The 18,730-nt window shown below is 64.9% G+C and carries 16 protein-coding genes and 1 tRNA gene; 5 read left to right on the forward strand and 12 right to left on the reverse strand.

Translation table 11 applies throughout. From position 1 onward, the window contains the following. Nucleotides 1-43 precede the first annotated feature (43 nt). Nucleotides 44-2,257, reverse strand: coding sequence for an acyltransferase family protein (locus E3T27_RS11315; protein ID WP_134572834.1), 2,214 nt, complete (start codon nucleotides 2,255-2,257; stop codon nucleotides 44-46). A 244-nt stretch (nucleotides 2,258-2,501) separates the two neighbouring features. Here E3T27_RS11315 and E3T27_RS11320 point away from each other — a divergent pair, with 244 nt between their 5' ends. Both E3T27_RS11320 and E3T27_RS11325 read left to right on the forward strand, forming a co-directional pair. After that, nucleotides 2,502-2,858: a TFIIB-type zinc ribbon-containing protein gene (locus E3T27_RS11320; RefSeq protein ID WP_134546051.1), complete on the forward strand. Its 357-nt coding sequence runs from the start codon at nucleotides 2,502-2,504 to the stop codon at nucleotides 2,856-2,858. Between the two features lie 94 nt (nucleotides 2,859-2,952). Next, nucleotides 2,953-3,426: a hypothetical protein gene (locus E3T27_RS11325; RefSeq protein ID WP_134572836.1), complete on the forward strand. Its 474-nt coding sequence runs from the start codon at nucleotides 2,953-2,955 to the stop codon at nucleotides 3,424-3,426. Between the two features lie 210 nt (nucleotides 3,427-3,636). Here the strand turns inward: E3T27_RS11325 and E3T27_RS11330 are convergent, their stop codons facing one another. The 5 genes from E3T27_RS11330 to E3T27_RS11350 form a co-directional block, all read right to left on the reverse strand. Beyond that, nucleotides 3,637-4,947 (reverse strand): UDP-glucose dehydrogenase family protein, encoded by a 1,311-nt coding sequence (locus E3T27_RS11330; protein WP_134572838.1) that lies wholly within the window; start codon nucleotides 4,945-4,947, stop codon nucleotides 3,637-3,639. A 123-nt stretch (nucleotides 4,948-5,070) separates the two neighbouring features. Beyond that, nucleotides 5,071-5,958, reverse strand: a complete 888-nt coding sequence (locus E3T27_RS11335; protein ID WP_134572840.1) for an aminodeoxychorismate lyase — start codon at nucleotides 5,956-5,958, stop codon at nucleotides 5,071-5,073. Nucleotides 5,959-6,032: 74 nt separating this feature from the next. Further along, on the reverse strand, nucleotides 6,033-6,965 hold the full coding sequence (locus E3T27_RS11340; RefSeq protein ID WP_134572842.1) for an anti-sigma factor: 933 nt from the start codon (nucleotides 6,963-6,965) through the stop codon (nucleotides 6,033-6,035). Next, nucleotides 6,962-7,558, reverse strand: a complete 597-nt coding sequence (locus tag E3T27_RS11345) for a sigma-70 family RNA polymerase sigma factor (protein ID WP_134572844.1) — start codon at nucleotides 7,556-7,558, stop codon at nucleotides 6,962-6,964. Before E3T27_RS11345 ends, E3T27_RS11340 begins: the two co-directional genes overlap by 4 nt. 345 nt (nucleotides 7,559-7,903) lie before the next feature. Then, a complete protein-coding gene (locus E3T27_RS11350; protein WP_134572846.1) occupies nucleotides 7,904-8,533 on the reverse strand; it encodes a DNA-directed RNA polymerase subunit beta in 630 nt (209 codons plus the stop codon). Between the two features lie 101 nt (nucleotides 8,534-8,634). Between E3T27_RS11350 and E3T27_RS11355 the strand changes: the two genes are divergently transcribed. Then, nucleotides 8,635-8,707, forward strand: a tRNA-Lys gene (locus tag E3T27_RS11355). A gap of 116 nt (nucleotides 8,708-8,823) precedes the next feature. Here the strand turns inward: E3T27_RS11355 and E3T27_RS11360 are convergent. From E3T27_RS11360 to E3T27_RS11370, 3 genes are all read right to left on the reverse strand, one after another. Then, the gene (locus E3T27_RS11360) at nucleotides 8,824-9,342 is read right to left on the reverse strand and encodes a pyridoxine/pyridoxamine 5'-phosphate oxidase (RefSeq protein WP_134572848.1); all 519 of its coding nucleotides are present in this window, start codon (nucleotides 9,340-9,342) and stop codon (nucleotides 8,824-8,826) included. Nucleotides 9,343-9,432: 90 nt separating this feature from the next. Further along, nucleotides 9,433-10,680 carry a GAF domain-containing protein gene (locus E3T27_RS11365; RefSeq protein WP_134572850.1) on the reverse strand — a complete coding sequence of 416 codons (1,248 nt, stop codon included), beginning with the start codon at nucleotides 10,678-10,680 and terminating at the stop codon, nucleotides 9,433-9,435. Nucleotides 10,681-10,781: 101 nt separating this feature from the next. Then, the gene (locus E3T27_RS11370) at nucleotides 10,782-12,068 is read right to left on the reverse strand and encodes a DUF445 domain-containing protein (RefSeq protein WP_134572852.1); all 1,287 of its coding nucleotides are present in this window, start codon (nucleotides 12,066-12,068) and stop codon (nucleotides 10,782-10,784) included. Between the two features lie 224 nt (nucleotides 12,069-12,292). Here E3T27_RS11370 and E3T27_RS11375 point away from each other — a divergent pair, with 224 nt between their 5' ends. After that, entirely contained in the window at nucleotides 12,293-14,494 is a 2,202-nt protein-coding gene (locus tag E3T27_RS11375) for a heavy metal translocating P-type ATPase (RefSeq protein WP_134572854.1), read from the forward strand. Between the two features lie 149 nt (nucleotides 14,495-14,643). On the opposite strand, the gene E3T27_RS11380 is transcribed toward E3T27_RS11375, so the two are convergent. From E3T27_RS11380 to E3T27_RS11390, 3 genes are read right to left on the reverse strand one after another with little or no spacing between them, the layout of a single operon-like run. Beyond that, nucleotides 14,644-15,564 (reverse strand): DMT family transporter, encoded by a 921-nt coding sequence (locus tag E3T27_RS11380; RefSeq protein ID WP_104198378.1) that lies wholly within the window; start codon nucleotides 15,562-15,564, stop codon nucleotides 14,644-14,646. Nucleotide 15,565: 1 nt separating this feature from the next. Beyond that, nucleotides 15,566-16,537, reverse strand: coding sequence for an aldose 1-epimerase family protein (locus E3T27_RS11385; protein WP_134572856.1), 972 nt, complete (start codon nucleotides 16,535-16,537; stop codon nucleotides 15,566-15,568). 9 nt (nucleotides 16,538-16,546) lie between these two features. After that, nucleotides 16,547-17,440 (reverse strand): DeoR/GlpR family DNA-binding transcription regulator, encoded by an 894-nt coding sequence (locus E3T27_RS11390; protein ID WP_174722210.1) that lies wholly within the window; start codon nucleotides 17,438-17,440, stop codon nucleotides 16,547-16,549. Between the two features lie 86 nt (nucleotides 17,441-17,526). Between E3T27_RS11390 and galT the strand changes: the two genes are divergently transcribed. Next, on the forward strand, nucleotides 17,527-18,711 hold the full coding sequence (gene galT / locus E3T27_RS11395; RefSeq protein WP_241992224.1) for a galactose-1-phosphate uridylyltransferase: 1,185 nt from the start codon (nucleotides 17,527-17,529) through the stop codon (nucleotides 18,709-18,711). Nucleotides 18,712-18,730: the final 19 nt, after the last annotated feature.

Below are 18,730 nucleotides of genomic sequence, written 5' to 3' on the forward strand. Positions count from 1 at the left end.
CCATGGCCAGCGCCGCGGCAAGCGGATGCGCCGTTCGCGCCTTCTAGGCGGCCGGCGGAAAGAGTGCCTCGGCGAGCAGCGGACCGAGCTGGGCGCTCGCCTCACGCACGAAGTGCTGGCCGTCGAAGAACACCGGCGTGTCAGCGATGAAGGCCGGGCAATTGTCGTCGACGCAGAGCCACGGTACAACGTTCACGTACTGGGCGAAGTCACCGAATTGCTCGATCGCACCCTGCTCGCTGGCCACGACCTTCTGGTAGAGGCTCGACGGGCTGTAGGCGCAGTCGGCGGGGGCGCTCGTGAGGGTCTTGCACTCGGCGAACGGGGTGCTGGCCGGCGGCGGTGAGAGCACAGCGACACGGTCGGTCGACCCCTGCAACGCCGTGAGCGTGTCGGCGGTCGCGGTCTGCCACTCGGCAAGAGCTTCAGCGCCTTCGTTGCCGCTGGCGAGGCGCACGATGGATCCGGCCAGGCTCGACATGATGACGAGGTCGGGTGAGAGTCGGGCGACCTCGGCGTAGACCCAGGCGTGATGGTTGTCGCAGGTGGCGGCCGAGGCATCGGAGGCGTTCTTGGGCGCCACCGAAATGTTCACGCCCGGGCAGGAGAACATGGTCAGAGACCGCACGTTGTAGCCGAGCGGTTCGAGGGCGGAGCGAATGGCGGGCATGTAGCTGATCGCCATGGAATCGCCGAGCAGCACCGCAGTTTTGGCCGCCGCCGGGTCGCCGTAAATGCAGTCGGCGGCGTTCTTCTCGCTGACCGATAGACAGTTGTCGTCGACCCATTCCGGGGCGCCGGAGTTGTCGCCGAGCGCGTCGAACGCCGGGGTGGTCTCGGGCCAGGCCGTTGCGGCAAGGGCCGCGGCGATGGTGGCCTGCCGGGTGGCCAGTAGGGTGGCTGATTCGGTGGTCGTCTCCACTCCCAGGTCAGCTCCCGCGCCGACCGAGGCTGGGTTCACGGACGGGCTGGACGGCGTGCCTCCCCGCAGTGCAATGAACGAAACCGAGACGAGAACGAGAGCAACAACCACGAGGGCACCGATCCAGGCCTGGACCGGGGTGATCCCGGTGCGGTTCTGGGGGATCGGACGGCGCATCTGTTCTCGCTTTCGGGTGACGGAGTTTTCGAGCCAGAGTGAGTGACGTATGGGGTTTTCAACGTAGTGAAAGGAGAACACCGAGAGGGCGACCATGAGCAGGGCGGCGAGCGGCAGGTAGAGCGGGGAATCGGTGGCCAGCACGGTGGCCAGCAAAATCACGACCGGAAAGTGCCACAGATAGAGGGAGTAGGAGATCTTGCCGACGTAGCGACTCACGGGGTTGGTCAGGGGGAACAACAGCTGCTGCTCGGACTGCCCGATGCCCGCGGCGATCACAAGAGCAGCTCCCGCAACGGGCAGCAGGCCCCAGGGCGCCGGAAACGGTGAATCGCGGCTGATCAGCACGAGGCTGGCGACGATGAGGGCAAGGCCGAGCCAGGCGATCGCAGGGCGCACCCGAAGAGGTAGCTTCGCTAAGCCGGGCGCGGCGGCAGCCAGGAATGCGCCGATTCCGAGCTCCCAGGCGCGGGCTCCGGTCGAGAAGTAGGCGATGGCCGGGCTAGTCGAGGTTTCGAAAAAACTCCAGGCCAGAAAGGCGAGGGTGATGACGCCGATGGTTGCAGCGACGAGCGTGATGAGGGCCCGGGCGCTCAGCGTTCGACGGCCAGCGAGGGCGAAGATGACGATGAGCAGGAACGGCCAGACGAAGTAGAACTGTTCTTCTACCGCGAGCGACCAGTAGTGCTGCAGGGGGGAGACGGCGTTGGTGGCCTGCAAGTAGTCGGTGCCGACTGCGGCGAAGTGCCAATTGGCCACAAACAGTGCCGAATAGATTCCATCCCACAGGGTGCTGAGAGCCCGGGCGCTCGGAAGCAGCAGGAATCCGACCGCCACGGTGACGACCAGTACGAGCACTGAGACGGGCAGGATGCGCCGAATGCGCCGGCGGTAGAAATCGACCAGGGAGATGCGGCCGGTGCGTGCATGTTCCTTGAGCAGAAGGCTGGTGATCAGAAAGCCGGAGATCACGAAAAAGATGTCGACACCGACGAATCCGCCGGATGGCCAGCCGAGCAGATGGTCGAAAATGACCACGACCACGGCGACCGCGCGCAGGCCTTCGATGTCGCTGCGGAAGGTGCGGGTGGCGGATTTGCCGCCAGAGGGGCGGTCGGGTGCGCGCTCGCGTCGCCCCATGGTGGACTGAACGGACATGTATAGCCTCCGACTCGGGTTTCGGAACTGGTACGTGTTCGGCCCGGCCTTCGGGCACGCTCTGAGATTATGACGTAATCTCAGCTACCGAGGCAAACCCGCCGCCGTGGTTTTACTCAACCGCTAAGCGCTCTCGTGCTCCCCTACTCTCGTGCTCCCCTGTTCCCCTGCTCCCCTAGGCTCTCAGCAACAGCCGGTGTTCACTGCTTAGGGTTGAAGACCGATGACGTCCTGGAGGACTCCTATGAAGTGCCCAACCGATTCCGCCACCCTCGTAATGAGCGAACGTAGCGGTGTAGAAATTGACTACTGCCCGGAATGCCGCGGAGTCTGGCTCGACCGCGGTGAGCTGGACAAGATCATTGATCGTGCTGAAAAAGAATTCGCAGCGATGGCGCCAGCGCCGGCTGCCAACGCGGCACCGGTGATTGTCGCTGTTCCCCCGCAGCAGCAGTATCCGGATGCTCGCACGCGGGCTCCACAGTATGGCGAGCGCGACAACGACCGCGACCGCGGGTATGACCGGGATCGTGATCGCGACCATCGGGATGGTTATCGCCCGAAGAAGAAGGAAAGCTGGCTCGGAGATCTTTTCGGCTAAACCATAAAGACTCGGAGTTAGTCATGACATGCAGTGATATTCGAGCCAGTGCGCAACCACGTGCACACGGCCCGGTGACCGTGGTTGGCGCGGCATGACCCCAGCATTTGCGTTCACGCTTGCCGGGGTATCCGCTCTCATTCTTCTGGCGCGGCTAGTGGTGCCCCAGCTCCCGCTGGCCAGGCTCGCGGTCAGACTGTCGGTAGTCGACACCGTTCTGCTCGTGTGCGGCGTTGTCGGTCTGGCTTTCCATTGTGCGGCCATGTTTTACCGGACCATTTTCGACGGGGTACCCCTTGGGCCGCTGGTGGAGATGGTCAACGCCATGAATGTTGCGAGCATCATGCTGTACGTCGTTCCGGCGGCGCTGGTTCTGCTCGGCATGCGTAGGCAGAATTGGGTGTCTCTGGCGGTTCTGGCCCTGGCCTTGCTCTTCGTCGGAGTCACCATGTACGCGGGGAGCCCGCTCAACGTGCATCTTGGCGCCATCTTTGCCGCTGTCGTCGCTCTCGTGAGCCAGATTGCGCTCTTCGCCATACCGGCGTGGCGACGGGCCGCACAACCGTAGCGGGCGCGAGTAGCAGGGCTCCCGGCAGCGGCCATTTGAGCGGCATCCGCTTGAGGGCCGCGAGGAGCACTCCCCGAAACCCCATTGGAATGAGCCTGGGCGGGGCGCCCCGCGGTCCGGGCACAGAACCTCGATCGGCATCGTGGAGTGCCTGGGCCCACGTGCGTAACGTGAGCCCAGAACGCATCACATCGAAGACGACACTTCAGGCTACGGGCGACCGAGGCCGTGGTAGGTCCAGCCGGCAGCACGCCAGGCCGCAGGGTCGAGGGCGTTGCGGCCGTCGATCACCGTCTTCGTTTTCACGAGCGAACCGGCCCACACCGGGTCAAGATGCCGAAACTCGGGCCACTCGGTGACGAGCACGACGGCGTCGGCTCCCTGCAGGGTGTCTTCGAGAGACTGGGAATACTGCAACTGCGGATGCCGCGCCCTCGAGTTATCGATGGCCTGCGGGTCGGTCGCCACTACGTCGGCCCCGAGGCCGCGCAACTGCACGGCCACGTCGAGCGCCGGTGAGTCTCGCACGTCGTCGGAGTGTGGCTTGAAGCTCAGGCCGAGCACCGCAACCTTGGCGTTGTAGACGGAGGCGCCGAGCGCCCCAACGGTGAGATCGACCACACGTTGGCGACGACGCAGGTTGATTTTGTCGATCTCCTTGAGGAAGGCCACGGACTCGCCGCGTCCTAACTCTTCGGCGCGCGCGGTGAAGGCGCGAATATCCTTCGGCAGGCAGCCGCCCCCGAAACCAACGCCGGCGCCCAAAAAGCGACGACCGATGCGTCCGTCGTAGCCGATGGCATCCGCCAGCTGCGTCACATCGGCGCCGGTGACCTCGGCGATCTCGGCCATGGCATTGATGAAGCTGATCTTGGTCGCGAGAAACGCGTTTGCGGCGACCTTGACGAGCTCGGCGGTGGCGTAGTCGGTTATGACGAGGGGGGTGTCGGCGGCGAGCGCCGTGGCGTAGATCTCGTTGAGTAGCTCCGTGGCGTGCTCGCCCCGTGAACCGGGGGCGACCCCGTAGACCAGCCGGTCAGGGCTGATGGTGTCCTGCACGGCGAATCCCTCGCGCAGAAACTCGGGGTTCCACGCCAGCGACGCGCCGCTACCGGCTTCGATGAGCTCGGCGAGTCGCGCGGCCGTTCCCACCGGCACCGTGCTCTTGCCCACGACGAGATCGCCGTCGGACAGGTGCGGAAGGAGCGATTCGATCGAGGCATCCACGTAGCGCAGGTCGGCACTGTAACCACCGGGTTTCTGTGGAGTACCCACGGCAATGAAGTGCACCTGCGAGCCAGCGGCATCCGCTATGTCGGTACTGAAACGCAGCCGGCCATTGTTCATAGCCGACGTGAGAACCTCGGGAAGTCCGGGTTCGAAGAAGGGGGGCTTGCCGATGGCAAGTTGGGCGATCTTCGCGGCATCGACGTCGATTCCGACGACATCGTGCCCCAGTTCGGCCATGGCCGACGCGTGCACGGCGCCCAGGTAGCCACATCCAATGACAGAAATTCTCATGTATTCCTCTCGGTCATCCCCGAGCATACTGGGCGCGGCCCGTCGGCCCAATTCGAGGGTGTCAACAAACGGATGCCGCACCCTTTCCTGCCACTCCCCCACCAGCGGATGCGGCGATCACCGCTAAGACGTGCGTGCCAGCAGGTAGGCGTTCAGGGCATCCGTGAACGCCTGATCGGCCGGAAACGGGTCGCCGTCGAGGGCGACAACGGATACGGCCAGGCGCACACTGGAGACGAGCCAGGCGGCATCCGCTTGGCGAAGTTCCTCGACGGTGACATCGCGATACTGTACCGACGCACCCTGCGCGCGCAGGTAGTCGAACATGCTCTGCTGCGTGGTGCCGTGCAGAATGGCGCCGCTCGGCGCGGGCGTGACGTACTCGCCGCCTAAGCGCAGCACGACGCTCGAGGTGGGGCCCTCCATGACGAAGCCGTCGGTGGTGAGAAAGATGGTGTCGTCGGCGCCGCGACGGCGCGCCTCGCGAATAGCCGCCATATTCACCGCATAGCTGAGCGTTTTCGCGCCCATCAGTAGCCAAGGGGCACGCTCGGCGACGCCACGCGGATAGCCGCGGTCGAGGGTGATTACGCGCACGCCGTTCGCCCGCACGATACTGAAGTCCGCCGCGGCGACCGCGTGCAGCCAGGCTGTCGGTGCCGGACCGTGCTCGACGCCGCGGCTGAGCACGAACCTGAGCGCGATTTCACCCCGCTGAGGAACGCGCGAGACCGCGTATGCGATCGCAGCGCGCCACTGCTGCACGTTCGGCATCGGCAGCTCGCAGATGCGGGCGGAGTTACGCAACCGGGTGATGTGCGGCTCAACCTCCTGCGGGTAGCCGTTGACGACGGCGAGGGTTTCGAAGATTCCGTCGCCGCGCTGGGTGCTGAGCTCCCCCACGCGCAGCGCCGGGGCGGACGAGTCCATTTCATGGAACGTGAGGTCGAAGTCCTGCTGCAGGGAGTCAGCGGGCACGGGGTCGATCAAAAGAGTGAAGGGCAGTCTCATGTCCCGAGCCTACTTCGCCAAGCAGCCCCAGCACGCTCGGCATTCCGCACTCTGGTGAGCGGATGCCGAGCCAGCTAGCTCTGGAGGGCGACGATCGGGTCGCCGGTGGGCTGGTCCGAGCCACCGGTGGGTTCGACGCTGACGCCCACCTGATCACCAGTGTGCATCGTGCCATCGAGTACGCGCCAGACAGTGCCGTCGCCGCTGGAATCGAAGGTTCCCGCCGGGGTCGCAGCGCCATTGTTCATGTACCACAGCTGGTAGTCCTGGTCACCGGGCAGCGCGGGCAGGTTATCGACCAACAGCGCGGAGATTCCGAGCGTGGTAGACCAGACCAGAGTGACTTCCTGACCGTCAACGGTGGTGGTCGCAGCGCGCTGAGAGTCATTGGCCGCGTTGATCTGCGCGAGACTGGCCGCCTGCTGCGACTCGAACTGGTTGCTGTTGAGCGACTGGCCGAGGGATATTCCACCGACGAACAGGGCGACCGCAGCCGCGATGGCCAGAATGAACTGCGCCGGACGCTTGAACCAGCGCGTTTGGGCCCGCTCGATCGCCGTCGATGGGCGCGGCGTGCTGGCAGTGTCGCCAAAATGGATGTCAGGGCTCGGTCGCGGTGCGCCGGTGGTCGCAGCACCAGTTGAGGCAGCACCTTCGATCCCCGGGGTCGCCGTCCCGGCCGGCGGACCGGCGGGAGTTGCTCCGCGATGGTCGGCGGCAGCGTCCATTGCGGCCTGACTCGTGGCTCGCGATGCGGGCAGCGGTGGAAGCTGCGGCGTTGACGAGAGCATTGCCATGAGGTTGGCCTTGACGGCGGCCGAGGGCTGCACGGGTGCCACGGCGAGGCCGAGGGCCACAGCGATGTCCTTCAACTCAGCAGCCTCGATGCGCGCCTCCTCGGATTCGGCGAGATGCGCTTCGAAGATAGCCATGTCGTCGGCGTCGAGGGCGTGCAGAGCGTAAGCGCCGGCAAGATCGGCGGGGTGCTGCTCATTAGGCCGGCTCATGATGCCACGCCCAATTCGTCGCGCAGGCGGATCAGCCCGTCGCGAAGCCGTGTTTTCACGGTGCCCAAAGGTATCTGGAGCTTATCGGCGACCTCGCTGTGACTGAGCCCGCCGTAGTACGCGAGGCTGACAGCCTGACGCTGCAGCTGTGTCAATCGGGTCATCGCCCTTTCCACCCTCTCATGTTCGATTCGTACTTCAACGGTTTCGGCTACGTGATCGTAGGCAACGGCCAGGTCACGGATTCCAATTTTGGTATCGCGGTCACGTCCGGCCTGTGACGAGCGGATTCGATCAACCGCTCGGCGGTGTGCCATGGTGAGAATCCAGGTGCTCGCACCACCACGCGTTGATTCATACCGTGCGGCCGACTGCCAGATCTCCAGAAAAATCTCCTGAGTCACTTCTTCCGACTGCGCGTGGTCGACCAGCAGACGTTTGACCAGGCCCAGCACCCGCGGAGCAATCTGGTCATATAGTTCTCCGAAGGCCGATTGATCGCCCCGGGCTACTTGAACAAGCAGCTCCTCCTTGCTGGCAGGGGCTGGCGGCGCGAGGTCTCCGGCGGAATCAACAGTCATAAGACCTAGCATGTCAGGTCTCGTCCCGTTCCATGACTAGGGTTCGGTACGAAGTTGCTAACGGATTGGTCTATCTGACAAGTACTCAGCGAAACAGAATGCTCGCAGCCGGGCCCGCGCGTCGCCCACCGGGTAGAGGAGATTAAGAAGGTCGGGCCGCAGAGCACCTCTCGGCGCGAGGCCGCTCGAAGCGGCGAATAATGGAACCCGGGATTACTGCGGCCCGACCAGATTCCAGTGTATTCGAACGAAGCGGTCGGCGTCGAATGTTCGCCGCGGGCGCACACGGAAAATGCCATCGCCGTGGCAACGCCCGCCCGGCCCACCTGATGCAGCCCGGGCCCAGGCCGTGCGGGACTACTCGAGCACGTCGCGGCGCCAGAGGCGCGCACAGGCCGCGAATTCGGCGGCGGTCGTGGAGAAGCGCAGCGCGCGGGTGGTCAGCTCCGAGGAACGGTGCGGTTCGGTCAGCTCGAGATCGTCGGCGATGCTCGTGGCCCCGACCGCCGTGACTCGGCAATACGCGGCCCCGCGATCCAGCGCCACCGCGAAGTCCCCGGTGAATAGTCCGCGCAGAATCTCGTCCGCGAGGGTCATGATCTCGGCAGGACCGGTGGGCAGGGCAGCGCCCGCGACCAGCGGATCGATCGTGGCGACAGCATCCGTTCCTCGTTGGTAGAGGTAGGCACAGCCTTCGGGGTCCTGCCGAATCAGCATGCGGATGAGATACATACGCCAGAGCGCGCCCGGCAGGCTGCGCGGAGCGGCCCGCGACCACAGCTCGGCGACCGCGTCGATGCCATTTTCGTCGGTGTAGGCGACGAGGCGCTCGACCGTCTCGGGGTCGGGGTCGCTGCGCACGCGATTGAGCAGGGCCTGCGCGGTCTCGTGGGCGACCCGGCTGATAGCGGCGGGATCGTCACCACCCTGGAAGGCTTCGAATTTGTTTGCGGAGAACAGAGTGGGCTTGTGGAAGTTGTCGGCCATGGCGGTTCTCCTCGTTTCAGTGCGTAATCGGGTGGTGTTTTTGTCGCCCTTGACGCTACCGAGAAAAGCTGAGTGTGAATCCACGGTAGATTAGAGCCTACGGGCCTCTAGCTCAGTTGGTAGAGCAAAGGACTTTTAATCCTTGGGTCGTCGGTTCGAGCCCGACGGGGCCCACAATAATCGCGCAGGTTGCGCAGAAGATGCGCACCGAATCCCTCAGATTCTGTGCGCATCTTCGTTAACCACCACGATCACGCCTGGTCGGGCGAACGGATGTCGTGAGCCCGGATCTACAGCACGTACCGGTGGCGAATGTGGTGGCGATCACTGCTCGCCTGCCAAAACTCCACTTCCGCGGGATGCAGGGCAAAAAGCTGCCAATCGGGGTTGTCACGGCCGTCGGCGCCGGGACGCTCATCCCAGTCGCGAGCGGATGCCTCGGCCGAAAGCAGGGTGACCGCGCCACTGACACGCACCTGGCGACCAAATTTCGCCCAGTAGAAATTCATGGCGGCTTGCGGGTTTGCGGTAAGTTCCCGGCCTTTGCGGGAACCTACCGTGCTGGCAAAGTGCCAGGCTCCCTCGTCGATGTTCTTCAGAATCATCATGCGCGAGGATACCTGACCGGTTGTGGTGGTCGTCGCGAGACTGAAAGCGTGCGGCTGCGATACCCCATCCGCGAGCGCCGCTTCGAGCCACTCGAGGAACAGGTCAACGGAATCGGCCGGTGCAGTGGCTGGATCGAATTTCGGGAGATCGTTCGGAAAATCCGGGAGGGCCCGGAGGCGTTGACTGAAGGATTCGCTCACGCCGCGAGCTTACCCGCAGCTGACAAAAATGACTGGTAGAGCGCTGCGAGTGATCTACCTGGCTGGCACCGCCTCGAGCACCACCACCGATTACGCCGGAGGGTATGCGGGACCCCCGCTCGGCGGTATCCGCAACTCGCGCTGCACCAGCAGCGCAAGTTCGCGCAACAGCACCAGGTCAACCTCGGCGAGCGAACGCGGGGCCGGATCGAAGACGCACAGCGATCCGATGCGCTCCCCCGACGACGATTCGATCGGAAATCCGGCATAGAAGCGAATGAGCGAATCACCGAGCACGAGCGGGTTCTGACTGAACCGCTGGTCCTTTTGGGCGTCTTCCACCACGAAGGGTCCGTCTCCGGCAATCGTGTAGGCACAGAGCGAGTCAGCGCGCGGAATCTCTGGTGCGGCCACTCCGACCCTCGCCTTGTGCCACTGCCGATCGTGGTCGATGACGCTGATGACCGCCGACTCGGTTTCGAACAGTCGCTGTGCCAGAGCGACGAGTTCATCGAACCGGGCCTCCGGCGGGGTGTCGACAATACCGAGGCTATCGACGGCCGCCTGCCGGGTGCGTTCCGCACTGGCAGCATCCGCTGGTCGTTGACCGACGTGTTCCTCATTGATGCCGAGGCGTGCCGCGTCGAGGGTGTCGGCCATGGCACCGGCCAGCAGCAGGGCCCAGTCCCGGTAGTCGACTGGGCTTCGATGGCGGTCGGGCGTGAGAGTGGCGCCGGGTGAAAAGGGCAGAAAGGTGGTGCGCGGTGCCTCAGCAGCCAGCTGCGCGCTGACCCGGTTGAGGTCTGCTGCGGAATGATCGGCGATGAATCCGAGCGGGAGGTTGAAGATCTCGATGCTCCGAATCGGTGCGATCCCAAGAATGTAGAAGTGGGTACTCTGCGAGGCCTCTCGTTGGAGCACCGTGAGTAGTTTTCCGAGTCGGGTGCGCCATTCGCGACGACTCGTCAGTGTCAAAGCCTCATTGACGCCAATTGTCAGCACGACGGCGTCGAAGCGGCTGAGCCTTTGCACGTTCAGCGCGGGGAGCGCGTTCGCCGCTGTCATGGTGCGACTGGCTACGAGGTCGATGTCTACTCCGCGGCCGGTGAGCGCCGACAGCTCCCGGGCAAGCGATCCGGGCAGCGCGAGTTGGTGGCTGAGCACACCCCAACCGACGGCCGGTCCGCAGCCCAGAATGAGCACCCGATCGCTGTCGATTCCGGGAGCATGCGCCTGCGGGACATCGCTGGGCCGGGGCAAATGGCGATCTTGACGCTCGGCGACTGCCGCCCACACGCGCATCAGCGGCCGGACGGCCCACCTGGTCAGGTCGTGCATTTGGCGCCTTTCGGGAATAGCAGAAAAGATTATTCTGCCCCGAATGGGGGGAAGCCCAAATACCCCGAGGGTAATTTTCAGCTACTTCTCGGGCTACCAGCTCAAAACAGCGCGGCCACCGCGTGCGCGAACGTGAAAATGGCCAGGCCGGCGAGAGCGCCGACCACGGTCCCATTGATGCGAATGAACTGCAGATCGCGGCCCACCTGCAGTTCGATCTTCTCGGCCGTTTCTCGGGCCGGCCAGCGCTCCACGGTTTCGGTGATCACCCCGGCGATCTCGTGGCGATAAGCGGAGATGACATGACTGGCGGTATCGGCGAGCCAGCGGTCGATGCGGGAGCCGAGCGCGGCGTCCGCTGTGAGGCGGTTACCGATATCCCGCAGAGTCGAGCGGATGCCCACCAGCAGCGCGCTCGTCGGGTCGTCGAGCGCCTGCGTGAGGGAGGCCTTGATGGCTTGCCAGGTGTCGCCGGCAAATTCGCGCAGCTTGGCATTGTCGAGAACCTCGGCCTTGAGGTTTTCGACGCGGTTGATCATGGCCGGCTCATATTGCAGGTCATGCATGACCTCGTCCAGGTAGCCATCCAGTGCCTTCCGCACCGGATGCTGCCGGTCTTGGCGGGCGGACGCCACAAAAGCTAATACTTCACGGTAGGCCTTGTCGTCGACGAGCTTGTCGACGAATCCGGGCAGCCAGGTGGGCAATCGCTGCGACACGACGCGACCGAACGCTTCGGGGTGGTCGCGCAGCCAGCCGTCGGCGCGGTCGAGCAGCAGGTCGACGGCCGCGTGCTGCTGCCCGCTCGTGACCAGCCGTTCCCCCACCCGGCCGAGGCTCGGGCCCCACTCTGGTTGGATCAGGTGTTCGCGCGCGACGGATTCGATGAGGTTCTTGATGGCGTTGTCGCCGAGCAGGTTGAGTACGCCCTGTCCGGCGATAGCGAGCTCGTCGGTGAGCCTTGCAGCGTTCTTGTCGTCGCTGAGCCAGGCGCCGATGCGGCGGGCTGGTCCTACCGATTCGAGTTTGCCGCGGATGACGGCCTCGGAGAGAAAATTGGTCTCGACGAACTCGCCGAGGCTCGCGCCGATCTCGTCCTTGCGGTTGGCGATGATGTTGGTATGCGGAATACGCAGGCCCATCGGGTAGCGAAACAGGGCGGTCACGGCGAACCAGTCGGCGATGGCGCCGACCATGCCGCCCTCGGCGGCGGCGCGCACGTATTCGAGCCAGGGGTAGCGCTCTTGCAGGGCGAACGAGACGGTGAAGATGATGGCCATGAGGGCGAGCAGGCCTGCCGCGAGTCGCTTCATACGGGTGAGCGCGGTGCGACGGGCGGTGTCGTTCGGGGATTCGGCGGGGGGTGCCGTATATATGCTCTGCGCCATGACGTAAGCCTGCCCGATTGCGCGGCAGAGTGGTGCTCATTCATGCGTGTTCCGCCCGGACGCGTGCGAATGCGATACGTGGGGCCACGCTGTGCATTGGCACCATGCCCACGGCGACGAGCACTGCAGTGGGCATGGTGCTCATCGGTAGCGAAACTGAGGACGGTATACCCTAAGGGGGTATACTTCGAGAGTATCTGCAGATTCGAAAATCGAGGAACGTTATGACACAGCCCAACTCGAACCACGACACGCACGTCAGCACGGCGCACCTGGAGCCGGATCACGCGGCCATGAACCACAGCGCCATGAACCACGACACCATGGACCACAGCGCTATGAACCATAGCGGGCACAGCGATCACGTCGGGCAGTTCCGGCGCCTGTTCTGGACCATGCTCGTCATCGCGGTGCCCGTGGTGACGTTCAGCCACATGTTCGGGACGCTCGTCGGGTACGCCCTTCCGGACATCGCCGGCGTGACCTGGATCTCCCCCGTTCTCGGAACCGTCATGTATGTCTGGGGTGGACGACCGTTCCTGAGCGGAGCGGTGTCTGAGCTGAAGGCCCGCAAGCCCGGAATGATGCTGCTGATCGCCTTGGCGATCACGGTCGCGTTTCTCGCCTCCTGGGGCGCCAGCCTCGGCCTCATCGATGCTGAGCTCGATTTCTGGTGGGAACTCGCGCTGCTGATCGTGATCATGCTGCTCGGCCACTGGATCGAAATGCGCTCGCTGGCGCAGACATCCACCGCACTGGAATCGCTCGCTGCGCTGCTGCCCGATGAGGCCGAGCGAGTCGAGGGTGATGGCCTCGTTAGCGAGCACAGTGTCATGGTCTCACCGAGCGACCTGGTGCTGGGCGACCTCGTCGTGGTGCGGCCGGGCGGGCGCGTGCCGGCCGACGGGCAAGTCACCGAGGGCACGGCCGATGTCGACGAATCCATGATCACCGGCGAATCGCGGCCGGTGCAGCGGTCGCCCGGCGATCAGGTCGTGGCCGGGACGGTCGCGACCGATTCCGCCCTCCGGGTGCGCGTGAGCGCCGTTGGCGATGACACCGCGCTGGCTGGAATCCAGCGGCTCGTCACCGAGGCACAGAACTCATCGTCACGGGCGCAGCGCATCGCCGACCGGGCCGCCGGCTGGCTGTTCTGGTTCGCTCTCGGCTCCGGCGTCGTGACCGCGATCGTCTGGACGCTGCTCGGCCAGCCACAGGATGCCGTCGTGCGCACGATCACCGTGCTCGTGATCGCCTGCCCGCACGCGCTCGGGCTGGCGATTCCGCTCGTGGTGTCGATCGCGACCGAGCGTGCAGCGAAGGGCGGCGTGCTCATCAAGGATCGCCTCGCCCTGGAGAGCATGCGCCAGGTCACCTCGGTATTGTTCGACAAGACCGGCACGCTCACCAAGGGCGAGCCCACGGTCAGTCATGTAGCCGTCGCAAGCAGCCAGGCGGATGCCGCGGCGCGCGTCCCTGAGGCTGGCGCGGCTTCGCCGGGCGCCTCGCCGGACGCCTCGCCGGGCGCTGACCTGTTTTCGAGCGACGATGTGCTCGCGTGGGCGGCATCTGTGGAAGGTGACAGTGAACATCCGCTGGCTCGCGCCATCGTGACGTCTGCCCGCGGGCGTGGTCTGACCGTGCCGCGGGCAAGCGAGTTTCAGACTGCGGCGGCGATCGGCGTGACCGGCCTGGTCGACGGGCACAGCGTGAGCGTCGGCGGGCCGAGCATGCTCGACGAGCACGGGGCGACGCCGCTGGCCGAGACCGTGGCGTGGCAGAGCCAGGGCGCGATCATTCTGCACGTGTTGCGCGACGGCATGGTCGTCGGCGCGATCGGCCTCGCCGACGAGATCCGTGAGGAGTCGCGGCAGGCAGTGGATGCCCTGCACCGACGGGGTATCGAAGTCGTCATGATCACCGGCGACGCTCAAGCTGTGGCCCAGTCGGTTGCAGCCGAGCTCGGCATCGACCGGGTGTTCGCGGGCGTGCATCCGGAAGACAAGGCGCGCAAAGTGGCCGATCTGCAGCGCGAGGGCCGCCGCGTGGCGATGGTCGGCGACGGAGTGAACGACGCCCCGGCGCTCGCGCAGGCCGACGTCGGCATCGCGATCGGCGCCGGGACCGATGTGGCGATCGCGTCGGCGGGAGTTATTCTGGCCAGCGACGATCCGCGGTCGGTGCTCTCGGTGATCGAGCTATCGCAGGCGAGCTACCGCAAGATGAAGCAGAACCTCTGGTGGGCGGCCGGGTACAACCTATTGTCGGTTCCCCTCGCCGCGGGTGTGCTCGCGCCGATCGGCTTCGTGCTGCCGATGGAGATCGGCGCCCTGCTCATGTCGGTGTCGACCGTGGTCGTCGCCCTGAACGCGCAGCTGCTGCGCCGCCTCGACCTGCGCCCGGAAGCGAGTGTGCGCGAGCCGTAGGGCACGCGGGCCTCGAACCATGCGTTCGTGCACCGAGGTGTGGGTTTCATGAACCGCCCCGTAGGCCTTGCGCGCCTACAAACGATTCAGCGCCGTGAAGCTCACGGCTCGGCGAAGGAGCGCGCTGACCGGATCACCCCAACGGGTACTCACCCCACGTTCAGACGGTGGCTCGCTTCGATGCGCTGGCCCCAGAACGTTCCCACGATGATGAGCACGGCACCGAGTGCCCCGATGAGGCCGAGGGCTTCGCTGCCAAGCGACACCCCCACGAGCACCGCCCAGATCGGTTCGGTGCCCATGAGGAGGCTGGCCCGTGCCGCCGAGGTACGGCGGATCGCCCACATCTGCGCTAGAAACGCGAACACGCTGCAGGCCAAGCCCAGGTAGAGCACGCCGATCCACGCGGCCAGGTTGAAGGTCAGGGCGGCCGCGACGAGACCGGGAACATCGAATGCGGTGAAGACGACCGCCCCGACGACCGCCTGCAACAGCGTGAGCGTTATGGTGCTGTCACTGCGGCCACGAATCAGGTGGCCCATCATCGTCACGTGCAGGGAGCGCACGAGCGCCGCCGCAAGAATAAGCAGGTCGCCCACATTCGGCTGCGCAAACCCGTTGCCTGAGACGAGCAGGGCAACCCCGACAACGGCGAGCACGGCGGCCACGAAGAATGGGCGCGGCAGCCATCGACGGGCCGCGACCGACTCCAGCACCGGAGTGACAATGATGGTGAGACTGATGATGAGGCCCGCGTTCGTGGCCGACGTGAATGCCACGCCCTGGGTCTCAAGCCAGAGGATGCTCGCTTGGGTCACCCCGAGCAACACGCCGACCCCGAACGCACGCCGCGACGGCAACCGTTCGCGCCGCATCACCCAGACGATCAGCAGGGCGAGCGCCGCGACCAGAAAGCGCAGCGCGAGCACGGCCGATACGCTCGCCTGCTCGGTGAGCACCTTCGCGCTCAGGTAGCTTCCGCCCCAGACCAAGGCCACGAGTAGCAGCACAAGATCGACCCGGTAGCGTCCGAGGCGTGGCAGCATGCGGTGCGTCAGGGTTGTGGTCATCCTACGGTTGGCTCGGCGAGTCGAACCCGGCATGACGGATGCCCCAGCGCACGATCCACTCCTCCCCCGGTTGCAGCCAGTGCAGACCAGCGCCGGTGTTGAAGGCATCGGCGGGTGCCGTCATCGGTTCGATGGCGATCGCCTGGCCGCGTAATGGCTCGGTGGCTCCGGTGCGAACCGGAAAAACGCGCGGCGTGAAGACCTGCACGTAGCGCATATTCTCATCGCCCCAGAGGGTGACGCTGCGGCCATCCGTCGCCGTGAGGGAGTGTTCGCCGGGCGTGCCCGAGCTTGAACCAGCCAGGCCGACCCCGCCGAAGCCATCATCGAGGTCGAGCTCGCCGACCACAACGCCCCCGCGCAGGTCGAACCGGGTGCCGTCGACGGGGGTTTCGCCGGTCGGGTTGAGGCGGTCGTCTACGTCGATATGGGTTGCGGCATCTACTCGTACCATGAGATCGCCGGTCGGTACGTCACCGATTTTCAGATACGGATGCGCCCCCACCGCCACCGGCGCCGCGTCGGTACCGACGTTGGTCAGTCGGTGTGTCACGTTCAGACCGTTGGGAGTGAGCGCATAGCTCACCTCGGTGTTAAGGTGAAACGGGTAGCCGGACTGCGGAAAGACCGTCGCGGCGAGCGTGACCGAATCGCCCTGCCTCGACACCTCGCGATAGGAGGTGAAGCGGAGCAGCCCGTGAATGGCGTTGTGGCGGGCCGGTTCGGTGAGCGCGAGTTGGCGGGTGACGTCGTTCTGGGTCCATTTACCATCGCGAATGCGATTGGGCCACGGCACGAGGACGATGCCGGCAGCCATGGGAGGTTGCGCTGCTTCGGGAAAGGTCTCAACCAGGTCTATTCCGTTCACGGAATATACCCGGAGGCCAGCTGCCACCTCGGTCACGACGGCGTGGGCTGTTCCCCTCGCTGTCTGCACAGTCAGATCGTATTGAATTCCAGTCGGTGCGCGCATCCGTTCAGCCTAGGGCCGGTCCGGCGTCTGCGGCGCAGTTTTGGTTAGCTCGACAGGTAGCTCGACGGGGAGCAAGACTCTCAGCCCGACCTCGCGCAGCGAATCCAGTATCGCCGGATCTGCGGCGGCATCGGTGATGAGCGTGTGGAAGTCGCTCAGCGGGCCCACCCGGCCGAGATGCACCTGACCCAGCTTGGAGCGGTCGGCCACGACGACCACCCGCTCCGCCGCGGTGAGCATGAGCGCTTTGATTCCGGCCTCGGGCAGGTTGATGTTGGTGACACCGCCGGCGATGTCGACGCCATTACAACCGATGAAGACCAGGTCGGCGTGAACCTGGCTGAGCATCAGCCCGGCGAGCGGCTCGACCAACGAGTGCTGCAGCGGGCGCAGTGACCCTCCGGTGACGATCACCGTGAACCGTGGAATGGCCTGTTCCAGTTCGAGGGCGATACTGAGCCCATTGGTGATGATGACAACGTCGTGCAGGTCGTCCCGCGCAACCAGCGCGCGGGCCACAGCGTGGGTCGTGGTTCCCACATCTAGAATCACGCTCTGCCCACTGCGCACGAGCCCGGCTGCGATCTGGGCAATTTGTTGTTTGGGAACGATCGAGGCTTCCAGAGCTTCCTCGAACGAGTGCTCGTGTTCGGCGCGAAAACTTTCACCCTCGCCGAGGGAATGCGCCGGTACCGCTCCCCCATGCACGCGCCGAACAGAACCCTGAAGCTCTAGGGCGTCAAGATCCGCCCTCGCAGTAACTCCGGAAATGTTGAAGGCGCTCCGCAATTCGCTCACGCGCACAAACCCGCGTTCGTCCACCAGACGCTGTGCTTGCTCGCGGCGAACGTGAGCGGGAAGCGGATTGAGTATCGGGCTGCGCGTTGGTTCGGTCGCGGTCATCAAATTAGTATCACTTAGTTTCTTTTGCTTATCAATACGCAGTCATACGGTTTCGCTTGTGCAAAATTTGCTACTGTGGCAGGGCCATGATGAATCCACACATCCACCGCCCGCACTTTGTCGCTGATGAGACGATCGGGCGGCAGTCCAGCACCCTCGCCGACGGTCGCGACCTGGTGTATTTTGACGACCCTGACACCGCGCTGTCGCCGGATCGGGCGCCCGACCTGCGTGAACCCGCCGAACGTTCGATTACCGCGACCATGCGCCAAGACCCACTGACCGGGGAATGGGTCTCCATTGCCGCCAATCGCCAAGACCGGGTGTTCTTGCCGCCGGCCAACCTCGACCCGCTCGCACCACAATCCCCCGGCAATGCCTCGGAGATTCCGAGCAACTACGACGTGGCCGTCTTCGAGAATAAGTCCCCCGCATTTGGTCCTCTTGTGGCGGATGCCGCCACCCCGGTCGATCTGGCCGATCTTGACCGCATCGGCATCGGCCGTTCCCGCCGGTCCGTTGGCCGCTGCGAGGTGGTGTGTTTCAGCCCTGAGAACGAGGGATCCTTTGCCAGCCTGTCGGTGATTCGAGCCCGAACCGTCATTGAGGCCTGGGCAGAACGCACCCACGTGCTGTCGCAGTTGCCAGGCGTTGAGCAAGTATTCCCGTTTGAGAATAGAGGTGAGCAGATCGGGGTGACCCTGCGGCATCCGCACGGTCAAATCTATTCGTACCCCTACGTCACACCAAGAACCCAGCGCTTGGTCGACTCGCTCGAACGCTATGGACCAACCCTCTTTGCCGACATTCTGGCGAGCGAACAAGCCAGCGACCGGGTGATTCTTCGCGGCGAACACTGGACCGCCTTCGTTCCCTTCGCAGCGCGCTGGCCGATCGAAGTGCACATGCTGCCGCACCGCCAGACACCCGACTTTGCCGAAACCACCCTCGCCGAACGCGATGAGCTGGCCGTGTTGTATCGTCGGCTGCTGCGCGGCATCGACGCGATCTACTCGACGCCGACTCCCTATATCGCCGCGTGGCACCAGGCGCCGGTGCGGGTGCATCGGGCGGACATCCGTTTGATGCTGCAACTGACCAGCCCGCGACGCGCCGCGGACAAGCTCAAGTTTCTCGCCGGGTCGGAGGCCGCCATGGGCGCCTGGATCGGCGATGTCACTCCAGAGGATGCTGCCGCCCTGATTCGCGCGGCCGTCGCGCGCGCCGCCGAGGCGGACTTTGCCACAGTGGCTTCGAGGAGACACCCGTGACGGGCCAAAATGCTGACCG

The organism is Cryobacterium lyxosi, from assembly GCF_004403345.1.
GTDB lineage: Bacteria > Actinomycetota > Actinomycetes > Actinomycetales > Microbacteriaceae > Cryobacterium > Cryobacterium lyxosi.

Excerpts from the sequence above, each read along its gene's own strand:
- E3T27_RS11370 (WP_134572852.1), bottom strand. The coding sequence starts at position 12,068 with ATGGCGCAGAGCATATATACGGCACCCCCCGCCGAATCCCCGAACGAC.
- E3T27_RS11350 (WP_134572846.1), bottom strand. The coding sequence starts at position 8,533 with ATGGCCGACAACTTCCACAAGCCCACTCTGTTCTCCGCAAACAAATTC.
- E3T27_RS11365 (WP_134572850.1), bottom strand. The coding sequence starts at position 10,680 with ATGCACGACCTGACCAGGTGGGCCGTCCGGCCGCTGATGCGCGTGTGG.
- E3T27_RS11325 (WP_134572836.1), top strand. The coding sequence starts at position 2,953 with ATGACCCCAGCATTTGCGTTCACGCTTGCCGGGGTATCCGCTCTCATT.
- E3T27_RS11335 (WP_134572840.1), bottom strand. The coding sequence starts at position 5,958 with ATGAGACTGCCCTTCACTCTTTTGATCGACCCCGTGCCCGCTGACTCC.
- E3T27_RS11315 (WP_134572834.1), bottom strand. The coding sequence starts at position 2,257 with ATGTCCGTTCAGTCCACCATGGGGCGACGCGAGCGCGCACCCGACCGC.
- E3T27_RS11345 (WP_134572844.1), bottom strand. The coding sequence starts at position 7,558 with ATGCTAGGTCTTATGACTGTTGATTCCGCCGGAGACCTCGCGCCGCCA.
- E3T27_RS11380 (WP_104198378.1), bottom strand. The coding sequence starts at position 15,564 with ATGACCACAACCCTGACGCACCGCATGCTGCCACGCCTCGGACGCTAC.
- E3T27_RS11385 (WP_134572856.1), bottom strand. The coding sequence starts at position 16,537 with ATGCGCGCACCGACTGGAATTCAATACGATCTGACTGTGCAGACAGCG.
- galT (WP_241992224.1), top strand. The coding sequence starts at position 17,527 with ATGATGAATCCACACATCCACCGCCCGCACTTTGTCGCTGATGAGACG.
- E3T27_RS11320 (WP_134546051.1), top strand. The coding sequence starts at position 2,502 with ATGAAGTGCCCAACCGATTCCGCCACCCTCGTAATGAGCGAACGTAGC.
- E3T27_RS11330 (WP_134572838.1), bottom strand. The coding sequence starts at position 4,947 with ATGAGAATTTCTGTCATTGGATGTGGCTACCTGGGCGCCGTGCACGCG.
- E3T27_RS11390 (WP_174722210.1), bottom strand. The coding sequence starts at position 17,440 with ATGACCGCGACCGAACCAACGCGCAGCCCGATACTCAATCCGCTTCCC.
- E3T27_RS11340 (WP_134572842.1), bottom strand. The coding sequence starts at position 6,965 with ATGAGCCGGCCTAATGAGCAGCACCCCGCCGATCTTGCCGGCGCTTAC.
- E3T27_RS11375 (WP_134572854.1), top strand. The coding sequence starts at position 12,293 with ATGACACAGCCCAACTCGAACCACGACACGCACGTCAGCACGGCGCAC.